The organism is Pseudomonas sp. KK4, from assembly GCF_001984065.1.
Lineage (GTDB): Bacteria > Pseudomonadota > Gammaproteobacteria > Pseudomonadales > Pseudomonadaceae > Aquipseudomonas.
In genome coordinates, this window is sequence record NZ_LYVP01000016.1 from 64,010 (window position 1) to 82,707 (window position 18,698).

The following is an 18,698-nucleotide window of genomic DNA, read 5'->3' on the forward strand; positions in this document are numbered from 1 at the left end:
CCGTGGTGCGGGATGCTCAATAGTTGAAAGTCTTGACCAGCAGCAGGTCGCCGATGGCGCGCAAAGGCACGATGAAGGTTTCGCGTTTCTCGTCGACGGTGTTTTCGTTGAGCACCAGGTTGATCTGCGAGGTGATCACCTCGTTCTGGTTGCTGGCCTCATCGAAGTTATAGCCGCCGCTGCCGAAGTTGCCCCAATAGTTGACGTAAACCAGATAGGTGCCATGCAGCGGCGCGGTCATGGTGAACATTTCCGGGCCGGGGCCATCGACGCCGTCCGGGTCCAGGCCGCCGCCGTTGGTCAACGCCGTGTTGGCGAAAAACGCGTGCTGGCCGTCGGGGGTGATGATGTGCAGGTCGAGCTCGGCTTTCGGGTCATCCCAACCCAGCACCACGCGAATCCGCGCCGGGGTGCGCAGATTGTTGGCTTCATAGAATTGCACGCGTTTGAGCGACTGACCTTCGGCGCTGCGCACTTCGACGCTGTTGGAGCCGGCGCCGAACGCATAGGGCCGGGCGAACCGGCCTTGATCATCGGTGTAGAGATTCAAAGGATTGCCGTTGACCGCCAGGGTGTGGGGTCCGCGTTGCGTACCGATGGCCTTGAGCTGGCCTTCGATCATCGTGCGATTGCGCTGCACGCCGCGATCGATCGGCGGCGTGGGATAGGCCACCTGGGGATTTTCCGTGCGGTCGAGCAAACCGTTGTAGCGCCAGCCGCCCACCGGCTCCGACAACTCGGCACTCGGCCCGGCCAGCGCATATGCGCAGACCAGGCCGAGCAGCAGCAAAGGAAATGAACGCATGTGACGCCTCCTGCGATGCATGACGAAACCTTGCGCCTGATCCTCGGCGCATTACAGGTGTGGACACTGCGTTTCGTCTGAAAACCGTGACGATCGGGTTTTCGATGGCGCGAAGGTTAGTCATTCGACCGAAGATTCACAATCAGACGGATCCTACAGTGCGACGTTTATCACGCCAATGGCTGGACCGTGAGCCGAATAACGATTGTATTGGGCTCATGACATGAGCCGAATAGCTCGTAGCGGCCGATTCGAGGGTCGCCATTGGCGAGAGAGCTCGCCGGATCACCGCGTCGTCCGTTCGGCTGCGAAGCAGGCGCATAATGCATGAATGTGGTGCGTGCGAAGAAACCGTTCTTGGGGCCGCTTCGCGACCCAGCGGGAGCAAGCTCCCTCGCCACAGAGGATGTTTTCGCGCTAGAACTTCGTTGACCGAAAAGCCCCGCTCATTTGCCCATGAACCCCCTATCTGCTAGTGTCGCGCCGGTTTAACGTCAACCGGAAATCGCCGCCATGGCCCGCAAAAAAGCTGCACTGGATTTCGAACAGTCCCTCGCTGACCTGCAAACGCTGGTCGAGCGTCTGGAGAACGGTGAATTGTCGCTGGAAGACTCGCTGACCGCTTTCGAGCAGGGCATCGGACTGACGCGTGATTGCCAGGCAGCGCTGGCCCAGGCCGAACAAAAGGTTCAGGTGCTGCTCGAACGTGATGGCGAATTGGCCGAGGAACCCTTCGACGCGGATCAACCAGAATGATTGCAGCGTACTCGGCGACCAGCCAGGCCCGTGTCAATGCGGCCCTGGAAACCCTGTTCACAGCGCCCGGCCCTGAGCTGGAGCGCCTGTACGAAGCCATGCGCTACAGCGTGATGAACGGCGGCAAGCGCGTGCGCCCGCTGCTGGCCTATGCCGCGTGCGAAGCGCTGGGCGGCCAGGCGGAACAAGCCAACGGCGCGGCCTGCGCGGTGGAACTGATCCACGCCTACTCGCTGGTGCACGACGATCTGCCGGCCATGGACGACGACGATCTGCGTCGCGGCCAGCCAACCACCCACAAGAAATTCGATGAAGCCTGCGCGATCCTCGCTGGCGACGGTTTGCAGAGCCTGGCCTTCAGTGCCCTGCTCGACCCGCGCCTGAGCAACGCCGATGCCGAGATTCGCCTGCAAATGGTCAGCGCCCTGGCGCAAGCCGCAGGCCCGGCGGGCATGGTCGGTGGCCAGGCCATCGACCTCGGCTCGGTCGGCCTCAAGCTCGACCAGAAGGCGCTGGAATACATGCACCGGCACAAGACCGGGGCGCTGATCGAAGTCAGCGTCAAACTCGGCGCCCTGGCCAGCGGCCGTGCCGAGAAGGACGAACTCAAATCCCTGAAGACTTATGCACAGGCCATCGGCCTGGCGTTCCAGGTGCAGGACGACATTCTCGACGTGGAAAGCGACACCGCCACCCTGGGCAAACGCCAGGGTGCCGACATTGCCCGCGACAAGCCGACCTACCCGGCCCTGCTCGGCCTCGACGCCGCCAAGGCCTACGCCCTGGAGCTGCGCGATCAGGCCCTGCACGCGCTGCGACCATTCGACGCGGCTGCCGAACCCTTGCGCGATCTGGCCCGCTATATCGTCGAGCGGCGCAACTGACGGCGTATCCGCCAAAAAAGACCAACGCGTGGGCAGGGGCCGATGCATCAGGTAAACTGCCGCATCTTTTATACCTATAACGATTCGCCTGATGCCCACGACGTTTCATGAGATTCCCCGCAAGCGCCCGACCACGCCCCTGCTGGACCGCGCGAACACGCCGGACGGCCTGCGCCGGTTAGGCGAAGCCGAGCTGGAAACCCTGGCCGATGAGTTGCGCCTGGAATTGCTCTACACGGTCGGTCAGACCGGTGGGCATTTCGGTGCCGGCCTGGGCGTGATCGAGCTGACCATCGCGCTGCACTACGTTTTCGACACCCCGGACGACCGGCTGGTGTGGGACGTGGGTCATCAGGCCTATCCGCACAAGATCCTCACCGGTCGCCGCGAGCGCATGGGCACCCTGCGCCAGAAGGACGGCATCGCCGCCTTTCCGCGCCGCTCCGAAAGCGAGTACGACACCTTTGGCGTCGGCCACTCCAGCACCTCGATCAGCGCCGCGCTGGGCATGGCCATCGCCGCCCGCCTGCAGAACAGTGATCGCAAAGCCATCGCGGTGATCGGCGACGGCGCGCTGACCGCGGGCATGGCCTTCGAAGCGCTCAATCACGCGCCGGAAGTGGACGCCAACATGCTGGTGATCCTCAACGACAACGACATGTCGATCTCGCGCAATGTCGGCGGACTGTCGAACTACCTGGCGAAAATCCTTTCCAGCCGCACCTACGCCAGCATGCGCGAAGGCAGCAAGAAAGTGCTGTCGCGCCTGCCTGGCGCCTGGGAAATCGCCCGTCGCACCGAAGAATACGCAAAAGGCATGCTGGTACCCGGCACGCTGTTCGAAGAGCTGGGCTGGAACTACATCGGCCCGATCGACGGCCACGACCTGCCGACCCTGATCGCCACGCTGCGCAACATGCGTGACCTCAAAGGCCCGCAGTTCCTGCACATCGTCACCAAGAAAGGCAAAGGCTTCGCCCCGGCGGAAGTCGACCCGATCGGTTACCACGCCATCACCAAACTCGAACCGCTGGACGCGCCGGCCGCCGCGCCGAAAAAAGCCAGCGGGCCGAAGTACTCCGGCGTGTTCGGCGAATGGCTGTGCGACATGGCCGCTGTCGATCCACGGCTGGTGGGCATCACGCCAGCAATGAAGGAAGGCTCCGACCTGGTGGCCTTCAGCGAGCGTTTCCCGTTGCGCTATTTCGATGTGGCGATTGCCGAACAACATGCCGTGACCCTCGCCGCCGGCATGGCCTGCGAAGGCGCCAAACCGGTGGTGGCGATCTACTCGACGTTCCTGCAGCGCGGCTACGATCAGCTGATTCATGACGTGGCGGTGCAGAACCTCGATGTGCTGTTCGCCATCGACCGCGCAGGCCTGGTGGGTGAAGACGGTCCGACCCACGCCGGCAGCTTCGACCTGTCGTTCCTGCGCTGCATCCCCGGCATGCTGGTGATGACCCCGAGCGACGAAAACGAACTGCGCAAGATGCTCACCACCGGCCACCTGTACGAAGGCCCGGCGGCGGTGCGTTACCCACGCGGCAACGGCCCGAACGCGACCATCGAGAAGAACCTCGAACCGATCGAAATCGGCAAGGGCGTGGTTCGCCGCCAAGGCAGCAAAGTCGCCCTGCTGGTGTTCGGCGTGCAACTGGCCGAAGCGCTGAAAGTCGCCGAGACTTTGGATGCGACCGTGGTCGACATGCGTTTCGTCAAACCCCTGGACGAAGCACTGGTGCGGGAAATCGCCGGCAGCCACGAGCTGCTGGTGACGATCGAAGAGAACGCGATCATGGGCGGTGCCGGCAGCGCCGTCAGCGAGTTCCTCGCCCGGGAAAACATCCTTAAGTCGATGCTGCATTTGGGCTTGCCAGACAGCTATGTCGAGCATGCCAAGCCTGCGCAGATGCTGGCCGAGTGTGGGCTGGATGAGGCTGGAATCGAAGCTTCGATCCGTCAGCGCCTGCAACTGCTCAACCTCTGAACGCAACACCCCTGTGGGAGCGGGCTTGCTCGCGAAGGCGGTGGATCAGTCAACATTGCTATCGACTGATCCACCGCCTTCGCAAGCAAGCCCGCTCCCACATTTGATTTTGCGTACACCAAAAGTACCAACGGATTATTCATGAAACTCTTCCCCCTCGCCCTGACGCTGACAATGCTGCCGGCCGGCCCACTGCTGGCCGACAGCTTCGAACGCGACCAGGCCCTGAAGCTGCCCGACGTACTGATCAGCGCCAACCGCCAGGTCGAGGCCCGCAACGACAGCAGCGCGGCCAACACCGTGTTCACCCGCGAAGACATCGACCGCCTGCAACCCGACAGCGTCACCGATCTGTTGCGCCGAGTGCCCGGTGTACAGGTCGCGCAAACCGGTGGGCGCGGCAGTCTGCCGGGGGTTTACATTCGCGGTACGCAATCGGCGCAAAGCCTGGTGCTGGTGGACGGGCAGCGCATCGGCAATTCGAGTTCCGGCGACAGCAACCTGCAGCACATCAACATCGAACAGGTCGAGCGCGTGGAAGTGCTGCGCGGCTCGCGCTCGGTGATCTATGGCAGCGACGCGATTGGCGGCGTGATCCAGATCTTCACCCGTCGCGGCGGCGAACCAGGCTTGCGTCCGCAACTGCATGTCGGTGTGGGCAGTCATCAGACCTGGGAACGCAGCCTCGGGTTATCGGGCGGCGACGAACAGACCCGGTTCAACCTCGGCGCCAGCCTGGATGAAACCGCCGGGATCGATCGCACCCATGAGTCCTACCCCAGCGACGCTGATCACGACGCCTACCGCAACCAGTCGTTCAGCCTGAGCCTGAGCCATGCCCTGACCGAAAACATCGAAATCGGCGCCAACGTGCTGGACAACAGGGGCAAAAGCGAGTTCGACAACCCGTTCGGCCGCTTTGACCTGAACACGTTCGAGTCCGTCCAGCAGCAGCCCTACAGTGAGTTCGATGTGAGCAGCGTCAGCAGCTACGTCGATGCGCGAATCAATGACGCGTGGAAGTCGCGCATCGAGTTCGGCCATAGCGAAAACCGAGAAAAGACCTTCGACAAGCTCAGCGATGAACGCAGCGTGTTCAACACTTATCGCGACTCGGTGAGCTGGCAGAACGACCTCAAGCTCGATGAACGCAACAGCCTGATCCTCGGCGGCGACTGGTACGAAGACCGGGTCAACAGCAGCACCGCCTTCGATGAAGACAGCCGCTGGAACCGTGCGGCATTCATTCAACATCGTTACCAGACCGACAGTTTCTCGACGGAGCTGGGTCTGCGCCGCGACCAGAACCAGCAATTCGGCGGCCAGAACAGTTGGAGCGGCACCCTCACCCTGCCGCTCAACCCCGACAACGAAGTGCTGCTGACCTACAGCGAAGGCTTCCGCGCGCCGACCTTCAATGACTTGTATTACCCGGATTTCAGCAACCCGGACCTCAAGCCCGAAACGTCGAAAAGCTATGAGCTGCAATGGCGCAGCCAATTGACCGAGGACAGTCGCCTGGAGGCGTCGCTGTACCGAACCGACCTGCAGGACGCGATCATCTTTGGCAGCAATTCGCGGCCGGAAAACGTCGCCTCGGCGCGGATCAACGGCTTGGAAGCGGCGCTGAAGCAGGACTGGTTCGGCTGGCAGAGCAACCTGGGTCTGGCGATCATCGACCCGCGGGACCGCGACACCGGCCATACCCTGGCCCGTCGCGCCCGGCGCACCCTGAGCCTGGACGTGGATCGGCAATTCGATCGCCTGGGCGTGGGCGCCAGTTGGCTAGCGGTGAGCAGCAGCTATGACGACTTGAACAACCAGCATGAGCTGGGCGGCTACGGGTTAATGGGCTTGCGCAGCAGCTGGGAACTCAACCGCGAGATCAAGCTGGAGCTGAAGGTGGATAACCTGTTGGACAAAGGCTACAGCCGAGTGCTTTACAGCCATGAAGACAGCCAGTACGGGTACCGCGAAGAGAGTCGGTCGTGGTTGTTCGGGGTGACCTGGACGCCGGAGATCTGACCTCAGCGATCAGGCGCGATCAGGCGACACAGCTTGGCCGTCGCCTCAATCATCTGCCCACTCGGCCGCTCCAGGCCTTTGTCGGCAACCAGCAGCAGCTGCCCCTGCTTCACCGCGGCCACCTGCGGCCACACCTCCCACGCCTCCAACTGCGCCTGATCGCTGGCCAGAATCACCTCAGGATTGCGCTGCAGCACCGCTTCCACACTGACTTGCGGGGCTGGCAGTGTCAGATCGGCAAATACATTGCGCGCGCCGCATACCTGCAGTGCATCACTGATGATCTGCCCGCCGCCAACGGTGTACAGCGGCCGGTCCCAGACCTGATAGAACACCCGCAACGGCTGATCGCGCCGAAAACGCTGATGCAATGCCTCCAGCCGCTGACGCAAATCGCCCGCCAACACCGAGCCACGCTCCGGTCGCCCGAGACGAACGGCAATGGCTTCGATCTGCGCGGTGAGTTCTGCGAAGTTGTGGGGTTCGGCGACGAACGTGGGGATGTTCAGGCGCTTGAGTTGTTCGCGTTGGGCCGGGCCGACACTGCCGGGCCAGAGCAGCAGCAAATCGGGCTTCAGGCTCAGGAGCCGCTCGATGTCCAACTGACCATAGCGCCCCACAGACGGCAATTGCTGGAGTTCGACGGGACGCTCGCCGGCATCCAGCACACCCACCAACAGGTCAGCAGAACCGAGTTCGACGACGATTTCCGAAAGCGAAGGCGCGAGGCTGACCACTCGCTCGACCGCCGCTGCCGGCACGCTGACGACCAGCAGCCACAACGCCAGCCAGACAGGACGCATCAGCCCAGTTGACGCGGAATACGGTAGAGGTAGAACAGCACGGCGGTGGACAGCGCGAGCAACATCAGTGGCACCGCCTCGAGGCCGACGAACACCGCCAATGCGCCGATCCACGCCGGCAGGCCTGCCGCAAGAAACGCCGTGCGCCGCTTGGCAGCGAGGCTGATCCACGCGGCAGGCTCTTGCGGGGTGTCGAGGGCTTTTTGCGTAGCGATCAAGGCATGTTTGTAGCCGCCAAAGAACTTCAGGCTGACGAACATCGACGCGACACCGGCGATGAACAGGGGCATCGCCAGCACGGGCAGGATCGCCTCGGTCTGACCGAACACGGCGTTGATCACGAACAGCGGCAGCAGCGCCAGTGCAAAGTACTGCCACCAGTTGACGGACAGTCGCCGCCGCACCTGACCGCGGGTCACGCCCGGTCAACCTCGCCCTGATGCTCATTGCCCATCATGTGGTCGAGTTTGCTGGCCTTGGTCGCCAGGTAGAGTTTGTTGTGCGGGTTATGCCCGGTGTGCAGCGGCACCCGTTCGGCAACCACGATGCCCATGTCGGTCAAGGCTTTGACCTTGCGCGGGTTGTTGGTCATCAGACGCAGGGATTTCACGCCCAGGTGCTCGAGCATCGGCAGGCACATGGCGTAGTCGCGCTGGTCGGCGGCAAAGCCCAGGCGCTCGTTGGCTTCAACGGTGTCGGCGCCGCCATCCTGCAGTTCGTAGGCGCGGATCTTGTTCAGCAGGCCAATGCCACGGCCTTCCTGACGCAAGTACAGCAACACGCCACGACCTTCCCGGGCGATGGCCTGCAGCGCGGCCTCCAGTTGCGAGCCGCAGTCGCAACGCTGGCTGAACAAGGCGTCGCCCGTCAGGCATTCGGAGTGCAACCGGCCGAGTACCGGGGCACCGTCGGCGATCTCACCCAGGCTCAGCACAACGTGCTCGCGGCCGGTGGCTTCATCGAGAAAGCCGTGCATGGTGAATTGCGCAAAAGGCGTTGGCAGCTTGGAAGCGGCGACAAAAACGACAGGCACCGGTGTGCTCCTGATCTATAGAGACTGAAGATTCGCAGGCCGGCATTGTAACAGCAGGTTCCAACCGACGCTTAGGCTGAATTATCGAGCATAACCATCAAAAAGTTTGATACCTGGGTCAACTCGATCAACTGTGGGAGCGGGCTTGCTCGCGAAGGCGTCGTGTCAGCAGACAACTCACTGCATGACACTCCCCTTTTGCGAGCAAGCCCGCTCCCACATTGGCTATCGCCAGCCGCATGACCGAGTCAATGGGCGTTGAATGGATAAGGCTGTCTCCAGCGCTCGAAGATCGGCTTGAGCTCCCCGCTTTTCACCAGATGCTCCATGCGCTGGTCGAACAGGGCCATCAGGGCGCGAGCCTGGTCGGTTTTGGCGAAGCACAGGTACAGCGGCAATTCGGCGACATGGGTGCGGCGAAACTGCGAGGGATCCTTGGCGCGACTGAGGACAAAATCGACTTCGGTCAGCGCATCGATGTAAAAATCAACGCGCCTGTAGGTCAGCATCGAGACGATGCCCGTGCGGCGGAGCACTTCACTGTAGTGAACGACGTTGGGCAGGTATTTCTGATAGTCGTAGCCGCGGACCCAGGCCAGTCGGTAGTCGCCCAGGGTTTGCGGTGTCGGCACCGGGGTACTGGTCAGCCCCAACGCATAGATGTGATCGGTATCGAAATTCCAGTGCGGGTAGAGCAGGTCTTCCAATTCGTCCTTGTAGGAACCCACGCAGGCATCGATTTCGCCGCGCTGCGCCAGGCCGATGGAGCGCAGGTAGGGTTCGGTACGGATATCCAGTTTGACGCCCGCCGGTTCAAAGACCTTGCGCAGCACGTCCCAACCCAGGCCATGGCCGTCGGCGGCGGTGTAGTCTTCCCAGTCTTCGCTGGCCAGGTGAATCACCGACGGCATCGTTGCGGCTTCCTCCGCTTGGGCAAGTGGGTAAAACAATGCCAGCATCATCACCAGCAAACCGCATCGAGCCATCCTTAGTTCTCCCAGTAAATTACTCCCGGTTACCGCCCTTTAGCCTCTCTGGTCAGGCGAAAATCCATACCAACCCCTGCATTGCCAGCCACGCGAACACTCCGGCCAACACGTCATCGAGCATGATCCCGACACCCCCGTGCACATGGCGGTCTATCCAGCGTATCGGCCAGGGTTTGAGAATATCGAAGAAGCGGAACACCAGAAAACCTGCCAAGAGCCACTGCCAACCTTCCGGCACCAGCCACAGGGTGATCCACATTCCGACCATCTCGTCCCAGACGATGCCTTCGTGGTCGTGCACGCGCAAATCGTCGGCCACCTTGCCGCACAGCCAGAAGCCGAACAGCATCGTGATGCCCAACATCAGCCAATAGCCCCAGTCGGGCAGCATCTGCCATAACGGGATGAAGGGTAGCGCAACTAACGACCCCCAGGTGCCCGGTGCCTTTGGCAGGGTGCCCGAGCCGAAGCCGAACGCCAGGAAATGCCAGGGATTGCGCCAGACCGACGGCGGTACGAACTCCGCCGGGACCTGCTTGGGATGGTCTGTCACGGTGTCTCCCGAAAATGTTGGTAGCCCCGGGTTTGCGGGGTGATGTCTTGCCCGTCGGCATCCAGCAGCGTAACGCCCTGCCCGTTCACCACGTGGCCGATCACATGGATCGGCCAGCCATTGGCCAGCAAAGCCGGCAACTCGACGGACGGCAAGGTGAACGCGAGTACGTAATCGTCGCCGCCACTGAGCGCTGCACGTTGGGCAGCAGGCAGCCCGAGCAATTGGACAAGCGCCGTCGACAGCGGCACCCGATCGAGCTCGACCTGCAGGCCGACATTCGAAGCCAGCGCAATGTGCCCGCAATCGGCGAGCAGGCCGTCGGAGATGTCCAGCGCCGAAGTGGCCTTGCGACGCAGCGCCTGCCCCAATGCCAACTGCGGTTGCGGCGACCAATAATGCGCCAGCAGTGGCTCGGCGATGCTCGCCTCGGCCGCTCGCTGGCCAAGCACCAGCGGCAACGCCCCGGCCGCATTGCCCAACTCACCGCCCACACACAACAGATCACCCGGTTGCGCGCCGCTGCGGGTCAACGCCAGACCGCCCGGCACACGGCCGAACACGGTCATGGTCAGGCTCAGCGGCCCACGGGTGGTATCGCCGCCCACCAGCGCCACGCCGCAGCGTTGCGCCATGAGGTTCAAACCACGGGCGTAGGCTTGCAGCCAATCGGTGGTGACCGTCGGCAATGTCAGGGCAAGGGTAAAGGCAACGGGCGTGGCGCCCATGGCGGCCAGGTCGCTGACCGCGACGGCCAGCGAGCGCTGACCGAGCAGAAACGGATCGCAGGGGTCGGCAAAATGCACACCGGCCACCAGCGTATCGGTGGAAATCGCCAACTGCTCCCCGGGAGGAACCGCCAGCAAGGCGCAGTCATCGCCGATGCCAAGGGCAACGCCTTCGCCGCCCTGCGCACAAGGCGCGGCGGCGAAGAAATTGCGGATCAGCTCAAACTCGCCCATGGCCGGGTGTCGACGTGACAAGCGCCGATCAGCGCTTGAACGCCTTCACTTCAGCTTCACGCAGGCGCGGGGCCAGCTTGTCGAGCACACCGTTGACGAACTTGTGGCCGTCGGTGGAACCGAAGACCTTGGCCAGTTCGATACCTTCGTTGATCACAACGCGGTAAGGCACGTCGACGCGCTTGAGCAGTTCCCAGGTGGACAGGCGCAGAACCGCCAGTTCAACCGGGTCCAGCTCTTCGATGGTCAAGTCCAGGCATGGCGTGAGCGCGGTGTCGATTTCGGTCTTGAACTGCGGAACCCCGTGAAGGATTTCGCGGAAGTAGGCACCATCGACATCGGTGAAATCGTTATCGACCCGGAACTGCGCCTCGATCTCGTTCAGCGATTGCTTGGCCATATGCCATTGGTACAGCGCCTGGGTCGCGAGCTGACGGGCTTCGCGACGCTTGACGCTTTTCGATGGCTTGCCGGCATCCGCAGGCTTTGGATCGCGCGGGTTGAAACGATCGCTTTCGTCGCTAATCACTTGGCCTCCAACTGCGCCAGCAGGCTGACCATTTCCAGAGCGGACAGGGCAGCTTCGGCACCTTTGTTACCGGCCTTGGTGCCGGAACGTTCGATGGCTTGCTCGATGGAATCAACGGTCAGCACGCCAAAGGCGACCGGTACGCCGAACTCCATGGACACCTGGGCCAGGCCCTTGGTGCATTCGCCCGCGACGTATTCGAAGTGCGGCGTACCGCCACGAATGACCGCGCCCAGGGCAATGATGGCTGCGAACTCGCCCTTCTGAGCGACTTTCTGCGCAACCAGCGGGATTTCGAAGGCGCCAGGGGCACGGATGAGGGTGATGTCGCTTTCGCTCACGCCATGGCGAACCAGGGCATCGACTGCACCGCTGACCAGGCTTTCAACGACGAAACTGTTGAAACGGCCCACTACCAGAGCGTAGCGGCCTTTGGGGGCGATGAAGGTACCTTCGATGGTCTTCAGGGTCATTCGATAGATCTCTTAAAGAGCCGGGACGCGTCTGCTACGCGCCCCTCAGGGATATTTGAACCGCGAATTCAGGGCCGGGAACAACCGGTCATTCTTCGGAGGGCACGTATTCTACAACTTCCAGATCAAAACCGGATATCGCATTAAATTTCATTGGTGCCGACATCAGGCGCATTTTGCGCACGCCCAGGTCACGCAGGATCTGCGAACCGGCACCGACGATGCTGTAGGTGGTCGGTTTTTTCACGGCCGCGTGATCGGCGGTTTCGCGAATATGCGCCAGCAGCACGTCGCCATCGAGCGGGTGACCGAGCAACAGCACCACACCGCTGCCGGCCTCGGCCACCGCGCTCATCGCGGCGCGCAGGCTCCAGCGGCCCGGTTGCTTGACCATCAGCAGGTCGCGCAGCGGGTCCATGTTATGCACACGTACCAGGGTCGGCTCTTCGGCGCAGACGTTGCCCAGGGTCAGGGCCATGTGCACGTCGCCTTCCACCGAATCACGATAGGTCACCAGGTTGAATTGGCCCAGTTCGCTGTCCAACGGCTGCTCGGCAATCCGCTGAACGGTACGTTCGTGGATCATCCGGTAGTGGATCAGGTCGGCGATGGTGCCGATCTTGATGTTGTGTTCGGCGGCGAAGGCTTCCAGTTCGGCGCGACGGGACATGGTGCCGTCGTCGTTCATCACTTCGCAGATTACGCCGCTCGGTTCGAAACCGGCCATGCGTGCCAGGTCACAGGCCGCTTCGGTGTGGCCGGCGCGAGCGAGGGTGCCGCCGGCCTGGGCCATCAGCGGGAAGATGTGGCCCGGGCTGACGATGTCATCGGCCTTGGCGTCTTTGGCAGCGGCAGCCTGTACGGTGCGCGCGCGGTCGGCGGCGGAGATGCCGGTGGTCACGCCGGTGGCCGCTTCGATCGACACGGTGAACTTGGTACCGAAACCGGAACCGTTGCGCGGCGCCATCAATGGCAGCTTGAGCAGTTCGCAGCGCTCACGGCTCATCGGCATGCAGATCAGGCCGCGGGCGTGCTTGGCCATGAAGTTGATGTGCTCGGCCTGGCAGCACTCGGCGGCCATGATCAGGTCACCTTCGTTCTCGCGGTCTTCGTCATCCATGAGGATGACCATCTTGCCTTGGCGGATGTCTTCTACCAGTTCTTCGATGCTATTGAGCGCCACAAGGCACCCCCTTATTTCGACATTTGAGCTTCAGGATTTGAGGTAGCCGTTGGCGGCCAGAAAGCTTTCGGTGATGTTACCGGCAGCCGGCTCCGCAGCCTTGTCGCCCAACAGCAGGCGCTCCAGATAACGGGCAAGCAAATCGACTTCCAGGTTCACCCGTCGACCTGGCTGGTACGACGCCATGATGGTTTCACTCAGGGTGTGCGGAATGATGGTCAGCAGGAACTCGGCGCCGTCGACCGCGTTCACGGTCAGGCTGGTGCCGTCGACGGTGATCGAGCCCTTGTGGGCGATGTACTTGGCCAGTTCCTTTGGCGCGCGGATGCGGAACTCCACGGCCCGGGCGTTCTCGGTGCGGGCAACCACTTCGCCCACGCCGTCGACGTGGCCGCTGACGAGATGCCCGCCCAGGCGAGTGGTCGGGGTCAGGGCTTTTTCCAGGTTGACCGGGCTGCCGCTCTTGAGGTCGTTCATGGCGGTGCAGTCCAGGGTTTCACGACTGACGTCCGCCGCGAAGCCGTTGCCCGGCAATTCAACGGCGGTCAGGCACACGCCGTTGACCGCAATGCTGTCGCCCAGCTTGACGTCGCTCAGGTCGAGCTTGCCGGTTTCGACATGAACCCGCACATCTCCGCCTTTTGGGGTCAATGCACGAATACTGCCGATCGATTCGATGATGCCGGTGAACATGGGGTTCTCCTCGAGAACAGGGCCAGCGCTTTAACTGGCCTGGAATTATACGCTCGCTGCTGGCGAAGGGATGGCAGTGACTCGCCAGTCATCGCCCACGGCGCGAATGTCGGTGATTTTGAGTTCCGGTGCATCTTTCATTTGCGCGAGCGGCCAATCCAGCAATGGCCGCGCCGTGGAACCGAGGAATTTACCGGCGATGAAGATCAGGAATTCATCCACCAGGCCGAGCTGGGCAAAGGCGCCCGCCAGCCGTGGGCCGGCCTCGACCAAGACCTCGTTGACGCCACGGTGTGCGAGTTCGACCAGCAACTGACGCAAGTCGACCTGGCCATCGTAGCCAGGCACGATCAGGCATTCAGGGCCATTGGCATACTGCTCTTCCACTGCCACACAGGTGGCGACCAGCGCCGGGCCCGCCTTGAAGAACGGCGCATCCAGCGGCACCCGCAAGCGGCCGTCTACCAGCACCCGCAGCGGCGGACGGCTCAGGGCCAGGGCGGTTTGTTCGGCATCCAGACCCAACTCTTCGACGCGCACGGTCAAGCGTGCGTTGTCCGCCAGCACCGTATCGGCGCCGGTCAGCACCACGCTGGCCTGGGCGCGCAGCCGCTGTACCGCCGAACGCGCCGCCGGGCCGGTGATCCATTGGCTTTCGCCGCTGGCCATCGCCGTGCGACCGTCCAGGCTCATGGCCAGCTTGACCCGTACGAACGGCAAGCCGTGCTCCATGCGCTTGAGAAAGCCTTGATTGAGCGTGCGCGCCTCGCTTTCCAGCACGCCGCTGACCGTGGCGATGCCGGCCTGCTCCAGGCGTTGCAGACCGCGACCGGCCACGTCCGGGTTCGGGTCCTGCATGGCGGCCACGACCCGCGCCACACCGGCATTCACCAGCGCGTCGGCGCAGGGCGGCGTACGGCCATGGTGGCTGCAGGGTTCGAGGGTCACGTAAGCGGTCGCGCCCCGGGCCAGTTCACCGGCGGCGCGCAGGGCATGGACTTCGGCATGGGGTTCGCCGGCGCGCACGTGCCAGCCTTCGCCGACAATCTGCCCGTCCCGCACGATCACGCAGCCAACCCTTGGGTTGGGATGGGTCGTGTAATGACCCTTGCGCGCCAGTTCCAGTGCGCGGGCCATGTACTGGGCGTCGAGGATGGCAAGCTCTGCGGGTGTGGTCATTCTTTCACCGGTTCACGGGCCAGGCGATCGATCTCTTCACGGAACTCGTTGAGGTCCTGAAAGCGCCGATACACTGAAGCGAAGCGGATGTAGGCGACTTCGTCGAGCTTTTGCAGCTCGGCCATCACCAGCTCACCGACCACGAGGGATTTGACCTCGCGCTCGCCGGTGGCGCGCAGTTTGTGTTTGATGTGCACCAGCGACGATTCGAGACGCTCGACACTCACCGGGCGCTTTTCCAGCGCGCGCTGCATGCCGGCGCGGAGTTTTTCTTCGTCGAACGGCTGGCGACTGCCGTCGGTTTTGATCAGGCGCGGCAACACCAGTTCAGCGGTTTCGAACGTCGTGAAACGCTCGCCGCAGGCCAGGCATTCGCGCCGGCGGCGCACCTGTTCGCCCTCGGCGACCAGACGCGAGTCGATGACCTTGGTGTCGTTGGCACCGCAGAAGGGACAGTGCATGGTGGCAGGCAACAAAAAAAGGGAGGGCCATGGTAGCGCATCCCCGTGGCAAGACAAGCCATAGGGTTTGCGGTATACAGACTGGCTATATATGGATCATGTTTTGCTGGAGCCGCAAATGTCCCTAAGACCGCTTGTTTTGCTCAGTCTTTTCAGCCTGTTGGTGGCCTGCGGCAGCGATGCGCCCAAGCCTCAACCGCCGACCCCGGGCCCTGCGCCGGAGCAGGCCCAGAAGAGAGCCAGGGAGTCGGTCAACCTCGGACCGTTGCCAGCCTATCAACGGGAGTTGAGCGGCACCCTGCAGGGCGTGCCGGCCGGCGCCGAAATCGAACTGGCGCTGCTGGTGATCGACGACAAGGACCGCCCGCAACAATTGCTCGCCAGTTCCAGCCTGATCGGCACCAATCAGGTGTTGCCGTTTCAGTTGCGCTTCAACCCGGAATCCTTTCCGGCGGGGGCCCGCGTTGAACTGCGGGGCCGCGCCACCCAGTCCGGCCAGCTGATCCTGCACCTGCCGTCGCAACTGATCACCCAGCCCACGACCCAGGCCCTGGGCCAACTGCAATTCGTCAAAGCCCCATGAATACACCGCTGGACCTGCAACAGGCTTTGGGTGAACTGCTCGGTGATGCGCGCCTGGTCGCCTGTGAGCTGCCGAACACCGAGTTGAAGCTGTGGCTGATCGACGGCGACAACATGGACCGCGCCTTCAGCCCGGAAGAAACCCGGCGCATCCTGCATGAACCACCCTACTGGAGTTTCTGCTGGGCCAGCGGCCTGGCGGTGGCCCGCTATCTGGCTGAGTTCCCCGAATGGGTCAAAGGCAAGCGGGTGCTGGATTTCGGCGCCGGTTCCGGGGTGGCGGGGATTGCCGCGGTCAAGGCGGGAGCGCTGGAAGTGGTGGCCTGTGATCTGGACCCGCTGGCAATCGCGGCCTGCCGGGCGAATGCCCAACTCAATGATGTGCAGTTGAGCTACTCCACCGATTTTTTCACCGAGGCCGATCGCTTCGATCTGATTCTGGTGGCGGATGTGCTGTACGACCGGGCGAACCTGCCGTTGCTCGATGAGTTTCTCAGTCGGGGTCGAGAGGCGCTGGTGGCGGATTCACGGGTGCGGGATTTTCAGCATCCGCTGTATCGGCGCATCGAGATGCTCGAAGCGATGACGCTGCCGGATTTGTGTGAACCCGAAGAGTTTCGGCATGTGAGCCTGTACCACGCGCGCCGTTGATTGCACACCCTTCCGGCCAGCCCCCACCAAGCCGTATAGTTGCCCCATCCACGCTTTTACGAGATCCCCCATGAGTCAGCCAACGCCGTACATCTTCGACGCCACGACTGCCGATTTCGACCAGTCGGTGATCGAGAACTCTTTCCACAAACCGGTTCTGGTGGATTTCTGGGCCGAATGGTGTGCGCCGTGCAAGGTGCTGATGCCGATGTTGCAGACCATCGCCGAGAGCTATCAGGGCGAGCTGTTGCTGGCCAAGGTCAACTGCGACCTCGAGCAGGACATCGTCGCCCGCTTCGGTATCCGCAGCCTGCCGACGGTGGTGCTGTTCAAGGACGGTCAACCGGTCGATGGTTTTGCCGGGGCGCAACCGGAGTCCGCCGTTCGGGCATTGCTCGAACCCCATGTGCAGATGCCGCCGCCCGCCGCTGCCGATCCGTTCGAACAGGCTCAGGCGCTGTTCGACGACAGTCGCTTTGCCGACGCCGAGGCCATTCTCAAAGTGCTGCTGGGCGAAGACAACACCAACGCCAAGGCGCTGATTCTGTATGCGCGCTGCCTCACCGAACGCGGCGAACTGGGTGAAGCGCAGGCCGTACTCGATGCGGTCAAGAGCGATGAGCACAAGGCCGCCCTGGCCGGCGCCAAGGCGCAGATCAAGTTCCTGGGCCTTGCCAAGGACTTGCCGGACGCCGCCGACCTGAAGGCGCGGCTGGCGAAAGATCCGCTGGATGATGAGTCGGTCTATCAACTGGCGATTCAGCAACTGGCCCGCCAGCAATACGAAGCGGCGCTGGATGGCTTGCTCAAGCTGTTCATGCGCAATCGCAGCTACAGCGAAGGCTTGCCTCACAAGACTTTGCTGCAGGTGTTCGAATTGCTGGGCAATGATCACCCGCTGGTGACCACCTACCGTCGCAAGTTGTTCGCTGCGCTGTATTGATTCGCCCTTGCAGGAACACGGCTTGCCGGCGATGAGGTCGCTATCGCGGGCAAGCCCTGCTGCAATTACAGGCCGCGATTGATCCAGTGATACAACGGCGTATCCCCGCCACTCTCCACCTTCACATCCGGGCTATGACGCAAGCGCACCAACAGGCGCTTTCCCGCCGCCGCGCTGCCGGTCAATCCTTCCAACTGCTCCAGCAAATCCGGCCCGCTCATTTGCCCCGCCTGGCGCAGCAGGTCCCGAGCGATCTGCCACGGCGCATCATCCTGATTCAACGGCTTGGCCGGCGCCGCAACGGCTTCGGTCTTTTCCACCTGCAACTGCGCACCCAGCCGCGCCCAGTCGGCGTCATCCAACTCCAGCGTCAAATCCACCGGCCAGTCGCCGATGCTTCCGCGAATTCGCAACATAGGTCTGCTCCCGCATATTTCTGCCTTGCATGCTCCCATGGGGCTTGTGCAACGCCAAGCAGGCAGTCAAACTCTCCGCACTTACGTTATAAGATTACATAACATATTTTTCATCTACGGAGATTCATCATGCGTCGTCTGCTGCTCGCTTTGCCGTTTGCCTTGTTGCCGCTGGCCGTCGCACAGGCGGCCGACGAGCATGACCATGACCATGATCACGAGCACGGCAGCCTCGGCGCCCATGAACATGGCGTAGGTCGTCTGAACGCGGCGCTGGATAGCCAGACCCTGGAGCTGGAACTGGAAAGCCCGGCGATGAACCTGGTGGGCTTCGAACACGCTGCTACCTCCGATGCCGACAAGGCCAAGGTCGCCGCCACCCGCGCACTGCTTGAAAAGCCCCTGGCGCTGTTCAGCCTGCCGCCAGCCGCCGGTTGCGTGGTGGCAAGCCAGGAACTGGAGAGCCCGTTGTTCGGTGACAAGCCGGACGCCGATGACGATCACGACGAAGACGCCAAGGACGAACATCACCACGACCACAGTGAAATCCACGCCCACTATCACTTCACCTGCGCAACACCGGGTGCGCTGAAAACCCTGGACCTGGCGAATATTTTCAACACGTTCCCGGCCACCCAGAAAATTCAGGTACAACTGATCGGCCCGAGCGGGCAGCAAGGGCTTGAAGTGACGGCGAAGGCTGCGGCGCTCAAATTCTGAATCCGCTAAAAATCGAACGCTGGGAGCGGGCTTGCTCGCGAAGGCGGTGTGTCAGTCGACATCAGCGT

Annotated in this window: 22 protein-coding genes; 8 read left to right on the forward strand and 14 right to left on the reverse strand. The window is 62.5% G+C overall.

The window, feature by feature from the left end; all coding sequences use genetic code 11:
* Positions 1-16 precede the first annotated feature (16 nt).
* Positions 17-805, reverse strand: a complete 789-nt coding sequence (locus B0W55_RS08645) for a YfaP family protein (protein ID WP_077045589.1) — start codon at positions 803-805, stop codon at positions 17-19.
* A gap of 513 nt (positions 806-1,318) precedes the next feature.
* On the opposite strand from B0W55_RS08645, the gene B0W55_RS08650 reads away from it, so the two are divergent.
* From B0W55_RS08650 to B0W55_RS08665, 4 genes are all read left to right on the forward strand, one after another.
* Positions 1,319-1,561 carry an exodeoxyribonuclease VII small subunit gene (locus B0W55_RS08650; protein ID WP_007894317.1) on the forward strand — a complete coding sequence of 81 codons (243 nt, stop codon included), beginning with the start codon at positions 1,319-1,321 and terminating at the stop codon, positions 1,559-1,561.
* A complete protein-coding gene (gene ispA / locus B0W55_RS08655) occupies positions 1,558-2,445 on the forward strand; it encodes a (2E,6E)-farnesyl diphosphate synthase (protein ID WP_077045590.1) in 888 nt (295 codons plus the stop codon). The genes B0W55_RS08650 and ispA overlap by 4 nt, the downstream gene beginning before the upstream one ends.
* Before the next feature lie 91 nt (positions 2,446-2,536).
* Positions 2,537-4,435, forward strand: coding sequence for a 1-deoxy-D-xylulose-5-phosphate synthase (gene dxs / locus B0W55_RS08660; RefSeq protein WP_077045591.1), 1,899 nt, complete (start codon positions 2,537-2,539; stop codon positions 4,433-4,435).
* Between the two features lie 141 nt (positions 4,436-4,576).
* A complete protein-coding gene (locus B0W55_RS08665; protein ID WP_077045592.1) occupies positions 4,577-6,460 on the forward strand; it encodes a TonB-dependent receptor domain-containing protein in 1,884 nt (627 codons plus the stop codon).
* A gap of 2 nt (positions 6,461-6,462) precedes the next feature.
* On the opposite strand, the gene B0W55_RS08670 is transcribed toward B0W55_RS08665, so the two are convergent.
* From B0W55_RS08670 to nrdR, 12 genes are all read right to left on the reverse strand, one after another.
* The gene (locus B0W55_RS08670; protein WP_077045593.1) at positions 6,463-7,263 is read right to left on the reverse strand and encodes a cobalamin-binding protein; all 801 of its coding nucleotides are present in this window, start codon (positions 7,261-7,263) and stop codon (positions 6,463-6,465) included.
* On the reverse strand, positions 7,263-7,682 hold the full coding sequence (locus tag B0W55_RS08675) for an MFS transporter (protein ID WP_077045594.1): 420 nt from the start codon (positions 7,680-7,682) through the stop codon (positions 7,263-7,265). The genes B0W55_RS08670 and B0W55_RS08675 overlap by 1 nt, the downstream gene beginning before the upstream one ends.
* The gene (gene ribA / locus B0W55_RS08680; protein WP_044465292.1) at positions 7,679-8,296 is read right to left on the reverse strand and encodes a GTP cyclohydrolase II; all 618 of its coding nucleotides are present in this window, start codon (positions 8,294-8,296) and stop codon (positions 7,679-7,681) included. Before ribA ends, B0W55_RS08675 begins: the two co-directional genes overlap by 4 nt.
* Before the next feature lie 248 nt (positions 8,297-8,544).
* Positions 8,545-9,282: an ABC transporter substrate-binding protein gene (locus tag B0W55_RS08685; RefSeq protein ID WP_077045595.1), complete on the reverse strand. Its 738-nt coding sequence runs from the start codon at positions 9,280-9,282 to the stop codon at positions 8,545-8,547.
* A gap of 52 nt (positions 9,283-9,334) precedes the next feature.
* Positions 9,335-9,838, reverse strand: a complete 504-nt coding sequence (locus tag B0W55_RS08690; RefSeq protein WP_075948646.1) for a phosphatidylglycerophosphatase A — start codon at positions 9,836-9,838, stop codon at positions 9,335-9,337.
* Positions 9,835-10,800 carry a thiamine-phosphate kinase gene (thiL, locus tag B0W55_RS08695; protein ID WP_077045596.1) on the reverse strand — a complete coding sequence of 322 codons (966 nt, stop codon included), beginning with the start codon at positions 10,798-10,800 and terminating at the stop codon, positions 9,835-9,837. The genes B0W55_RS08690 and thiL overlap by 4 nt, the downstream gene beginning before the upstream one ends.
* A 28-nt stretch (positions 10,801-10,828) precedes the next feature.
* Entirely contained in the window at positions 10,829-11,329 is a 501-nt protein-coding gene (gene nusB, locus B0W55_RS08700) for a transcription antitermination factor NusB (RefSeq protein WP_008053839.1), read from the reverse strand.
* A complete protein-coding gene (gene ribE / locus B0W55_RS08705) occupies positions 11,326-11,802 on the reverse strand; it encodes a 6,7-dimethyl-8-ribityllumazine synthase (protein WP_077045597.1) in 477 nt (158 codons plus the stop codon). Before ribE ends, nusB begins: the two co-directional genes overlap by 4 nt.
* 88 nt (positions 11,803-11,890) lie before the next feature.
* Positions 11,891-12,985, reverse strand: a complete 1,095-nt coding sequence (gene ribBA, locus B0W55_RS08710) for a bifunctional 3,4-dihydroxy-2-butanone-4-phosphate synthase/GTP cyclohydrolase II (protein WP_077045598.1) — start codon at positions 12,983-12,985, stop codon at positions 11,891-11,893.
* Positions 12,986-13,015: 30 nt separating this feature from the next.
* Positions 13,016-13,678: a riboflavin synthase gene (locus tag B0W55_RS08715; protein WP_077045599.1), complete on the reverse strand. Its 663-nt coding sequence runs from the start codon at positions 13,676-13,678 to the stop codon at positions 13,016-13,018.
* Between the two features lie 45 nt (positions 13,679-13,723).
* Positions 13,724-14,857: a bifunctional diaminohydroxyphosphoribosylaminopyrimidine deaminase/5-amino-6-(5-phosphoribosylamino)uracil reductase RibD gene (gene ribD, locus B0W55_RS08720; protein WP_077045600.1), complete on the reverse strand. Its 1,134-nt coding sequence runs from the start codon at positions 14,855-14,857 to the stop codon at positions 13,724-13,726.
* Positions 14,854-15,318 carry a transcriptional regulator NrdR gene (gene nrdR, locus B0W55_RS08725; protein ID WP_003228656.1) on the reverse strand — a complete coding sequence of 155 codons (465 nt, stop codon included), beginning with the start codon at positions 15,316-15,318 and terminating at the stop codon, positions 14,854-14,856. The genes ribD and nrdR overlap by 4 nt, the downstream gene beginning before the upstream one ends.
* 118 nt (positions 15,319-15,436) lie before the next feature.
* Here nrdR and B0W55_RS08730 point away from each other — a divergent pair, with 118 nt between their 5' ends.
* The 3 genes from B0W55_RS08730 (at position 15,437) to trxA (ending at position 17,494) form a co-directional block, all read left to right on the forward strand.
* Positions 15,437-15,901, forward strand: coding sequence for a YbaY family lipoprotein (locus tag B0W55_RS08730; protein ID WP_077045601.1), 465 nt, complete (start codon positions 15,437-15,439; stop codon positions 15,899-15,901).
* Positions 15,898-16,551 (forward strand): methyltransferase, encoded by a 654-nt coding sequence (locus B0W55_RS08735; RefSeq protein ID WP_077045602.1) that lies wholly within the window; start codon positions 15,898-15,900, stop codon positions 16,549-16,551. Before B0W55_RS08730 ends, B0W55_RS08735 begins: the two co-directional genes overlap by 4 nt.
* 70 nt (positions 16,552-16,621) lie before the next feature.
* Positions 16,622-17,494, forward strand: coding sequence for a thioredoxin (gene trxA / locus B0W55_RS08740; protein ID WP_077045603.1), 873 nt, complete (start codon positions 16,622-16,624; stop codon positions 17,492-17,494).
* Positions 17,495-17,559: 65 nt separating this feature from the next.
* On the opposite strand, the gene B0W55_RS08745 is transcribed toward trxA, so the two are convergent.
* Complete coding sequence (locus tag B0W55_RS08745; protein WP_077045604.1) at positions 17,560-17,910, reverse strand: hypothetical protein; 351 nt, start codon at positions 17,908-17,910, stop codon at positions 17,560-17,562.
* Between the two features lie 129 nt (positions 17,911-18,039).
* On the opposite strand from B0W55_RS08745, the gene B0W55_RS08750 reads away from it, so the two are divergent.
* Entirely contained in the window at positions 18,040-18,630 is a 591-nt protein-coding gene (locus tag B0W55_RS08750) for a DUF2796 domain-containing protein (protein WP_077045605.1), read from the forward strand.
* The last annotated feature ends 68 nt before the right edge of the window (positions 18,631-18,698 follow it).

Coding starts and splice junctions, on each gene's coding strand:
- B0W55_RS08670 (WP_077045593.1), bottom strand. CDS start 7,263: ATGCGTCCTGTCTGGCTGGCGTTGTGGCTGCTGGTCGTCAGCGTGCCG.
- B0W55_RS08745 (WP_077045604.1), bottom strand. CDS start 17,910: ATGTTGCGAATTCGCGGAAGCATCGGCGACTGGCCGGTGGATTTGACG.
- B0W55_RS08650 (WP_007894317.1), top strand. CDS start 1,319: ATGGCCCGCAAAAAAGCTGCACTGGATTTCGAACAGTCCCTCGCTGAC.
- B0W55_RS08750 (WP_077045605.1), top strand. CDS start 18,040: ATGCGTCGTCTGCTGCTCGCTTTGCCGTTTGCCTTGTTGCCGCTGGCC.
- B0W55_RS08665 (WP_077045592.1), top strand. CDS start 4,577: ATGAAACTCTTCCCCCTCGCCCTGACGCTGACAATGCTGCCGGCCGGC.
- nrdR (WP_003228656.1), bottom strand. CDS start 15,318: ATGCACTGTCCCTTCTGCGGTGCCAACGACACCAAGGTCATCGACTCG.
- B0W55_RS08715 (WP_077045599.1), bottom strand. CDS start 13,678: ATGTTCACCGGCATCATCGAATCGATCGGCAGTATTCGTGCATTGACC.
- ispA (WP_077045590.1), top strand. CDS start 1,558: ATGATTGCAGCGTACTCGGCGACCAGCCAGGCCCGTGTCAATGCGGCC.
- ribE (WP_077045597.1), bottom strand. CDS start 11,802: ATGACCCTGAAGACCATCGAAGGTACCTTCATCGCCCCCAAAGGCCGC.
- B0W55_RS08730 (WP_077045601.1), top strand. CDS start 15,437: ATGTCCCTAAGACCGCTTGTTTTGCTCAGTCTTTTCAGCCTGTTGGTG.
- B0W55_RS08685 (WP_077045595.1), bottom strand. CDS start 9,282: ATGGCTCGATGCGGTTTGCTGGTGATGATGCTGGCATTGTTTTACCCA.
- thiL (WP_077045596.1), bottom strand. CDS start 10,800: ATGGGCGAGTTTGAGCTGATCCGCAATTTCTTCGCCGCCGCGCCTTGT.
- ribD (WP_077045600.1), bottom strand. CDS start 14,857: ATGACCACACCCGCAGAGCTTGCCATCCTCGACGCCCAGTACATGGCC.
- dxs (WP_077045591.1), top strand. CDS start 2,537: ATGCCCACGACGTTTCATGAGATTCCCCGCAAGCGCCCGACCACGCCC.
- B0W55_RS08735 (WP_077045602.1), top strand. CDS start 15,898: ATGAATACACCGCTGGACCTGCAACAGGCTTTGGGTGAACTGCTCGGT.
- trxA (WP_077045603.1), top strand. CDS start 16,622: ATGAGTCAGCCAACGCCGTACATCTTCGACGCCACGACTGCCGATTTC.
- B0W55_RS08645 (WP_077045589.1), bottom strand. CDS start 805: ATGCGTTCATTTCCTTTGCTGCTGCTCGGCCTGGTCTGCGCATATGCG.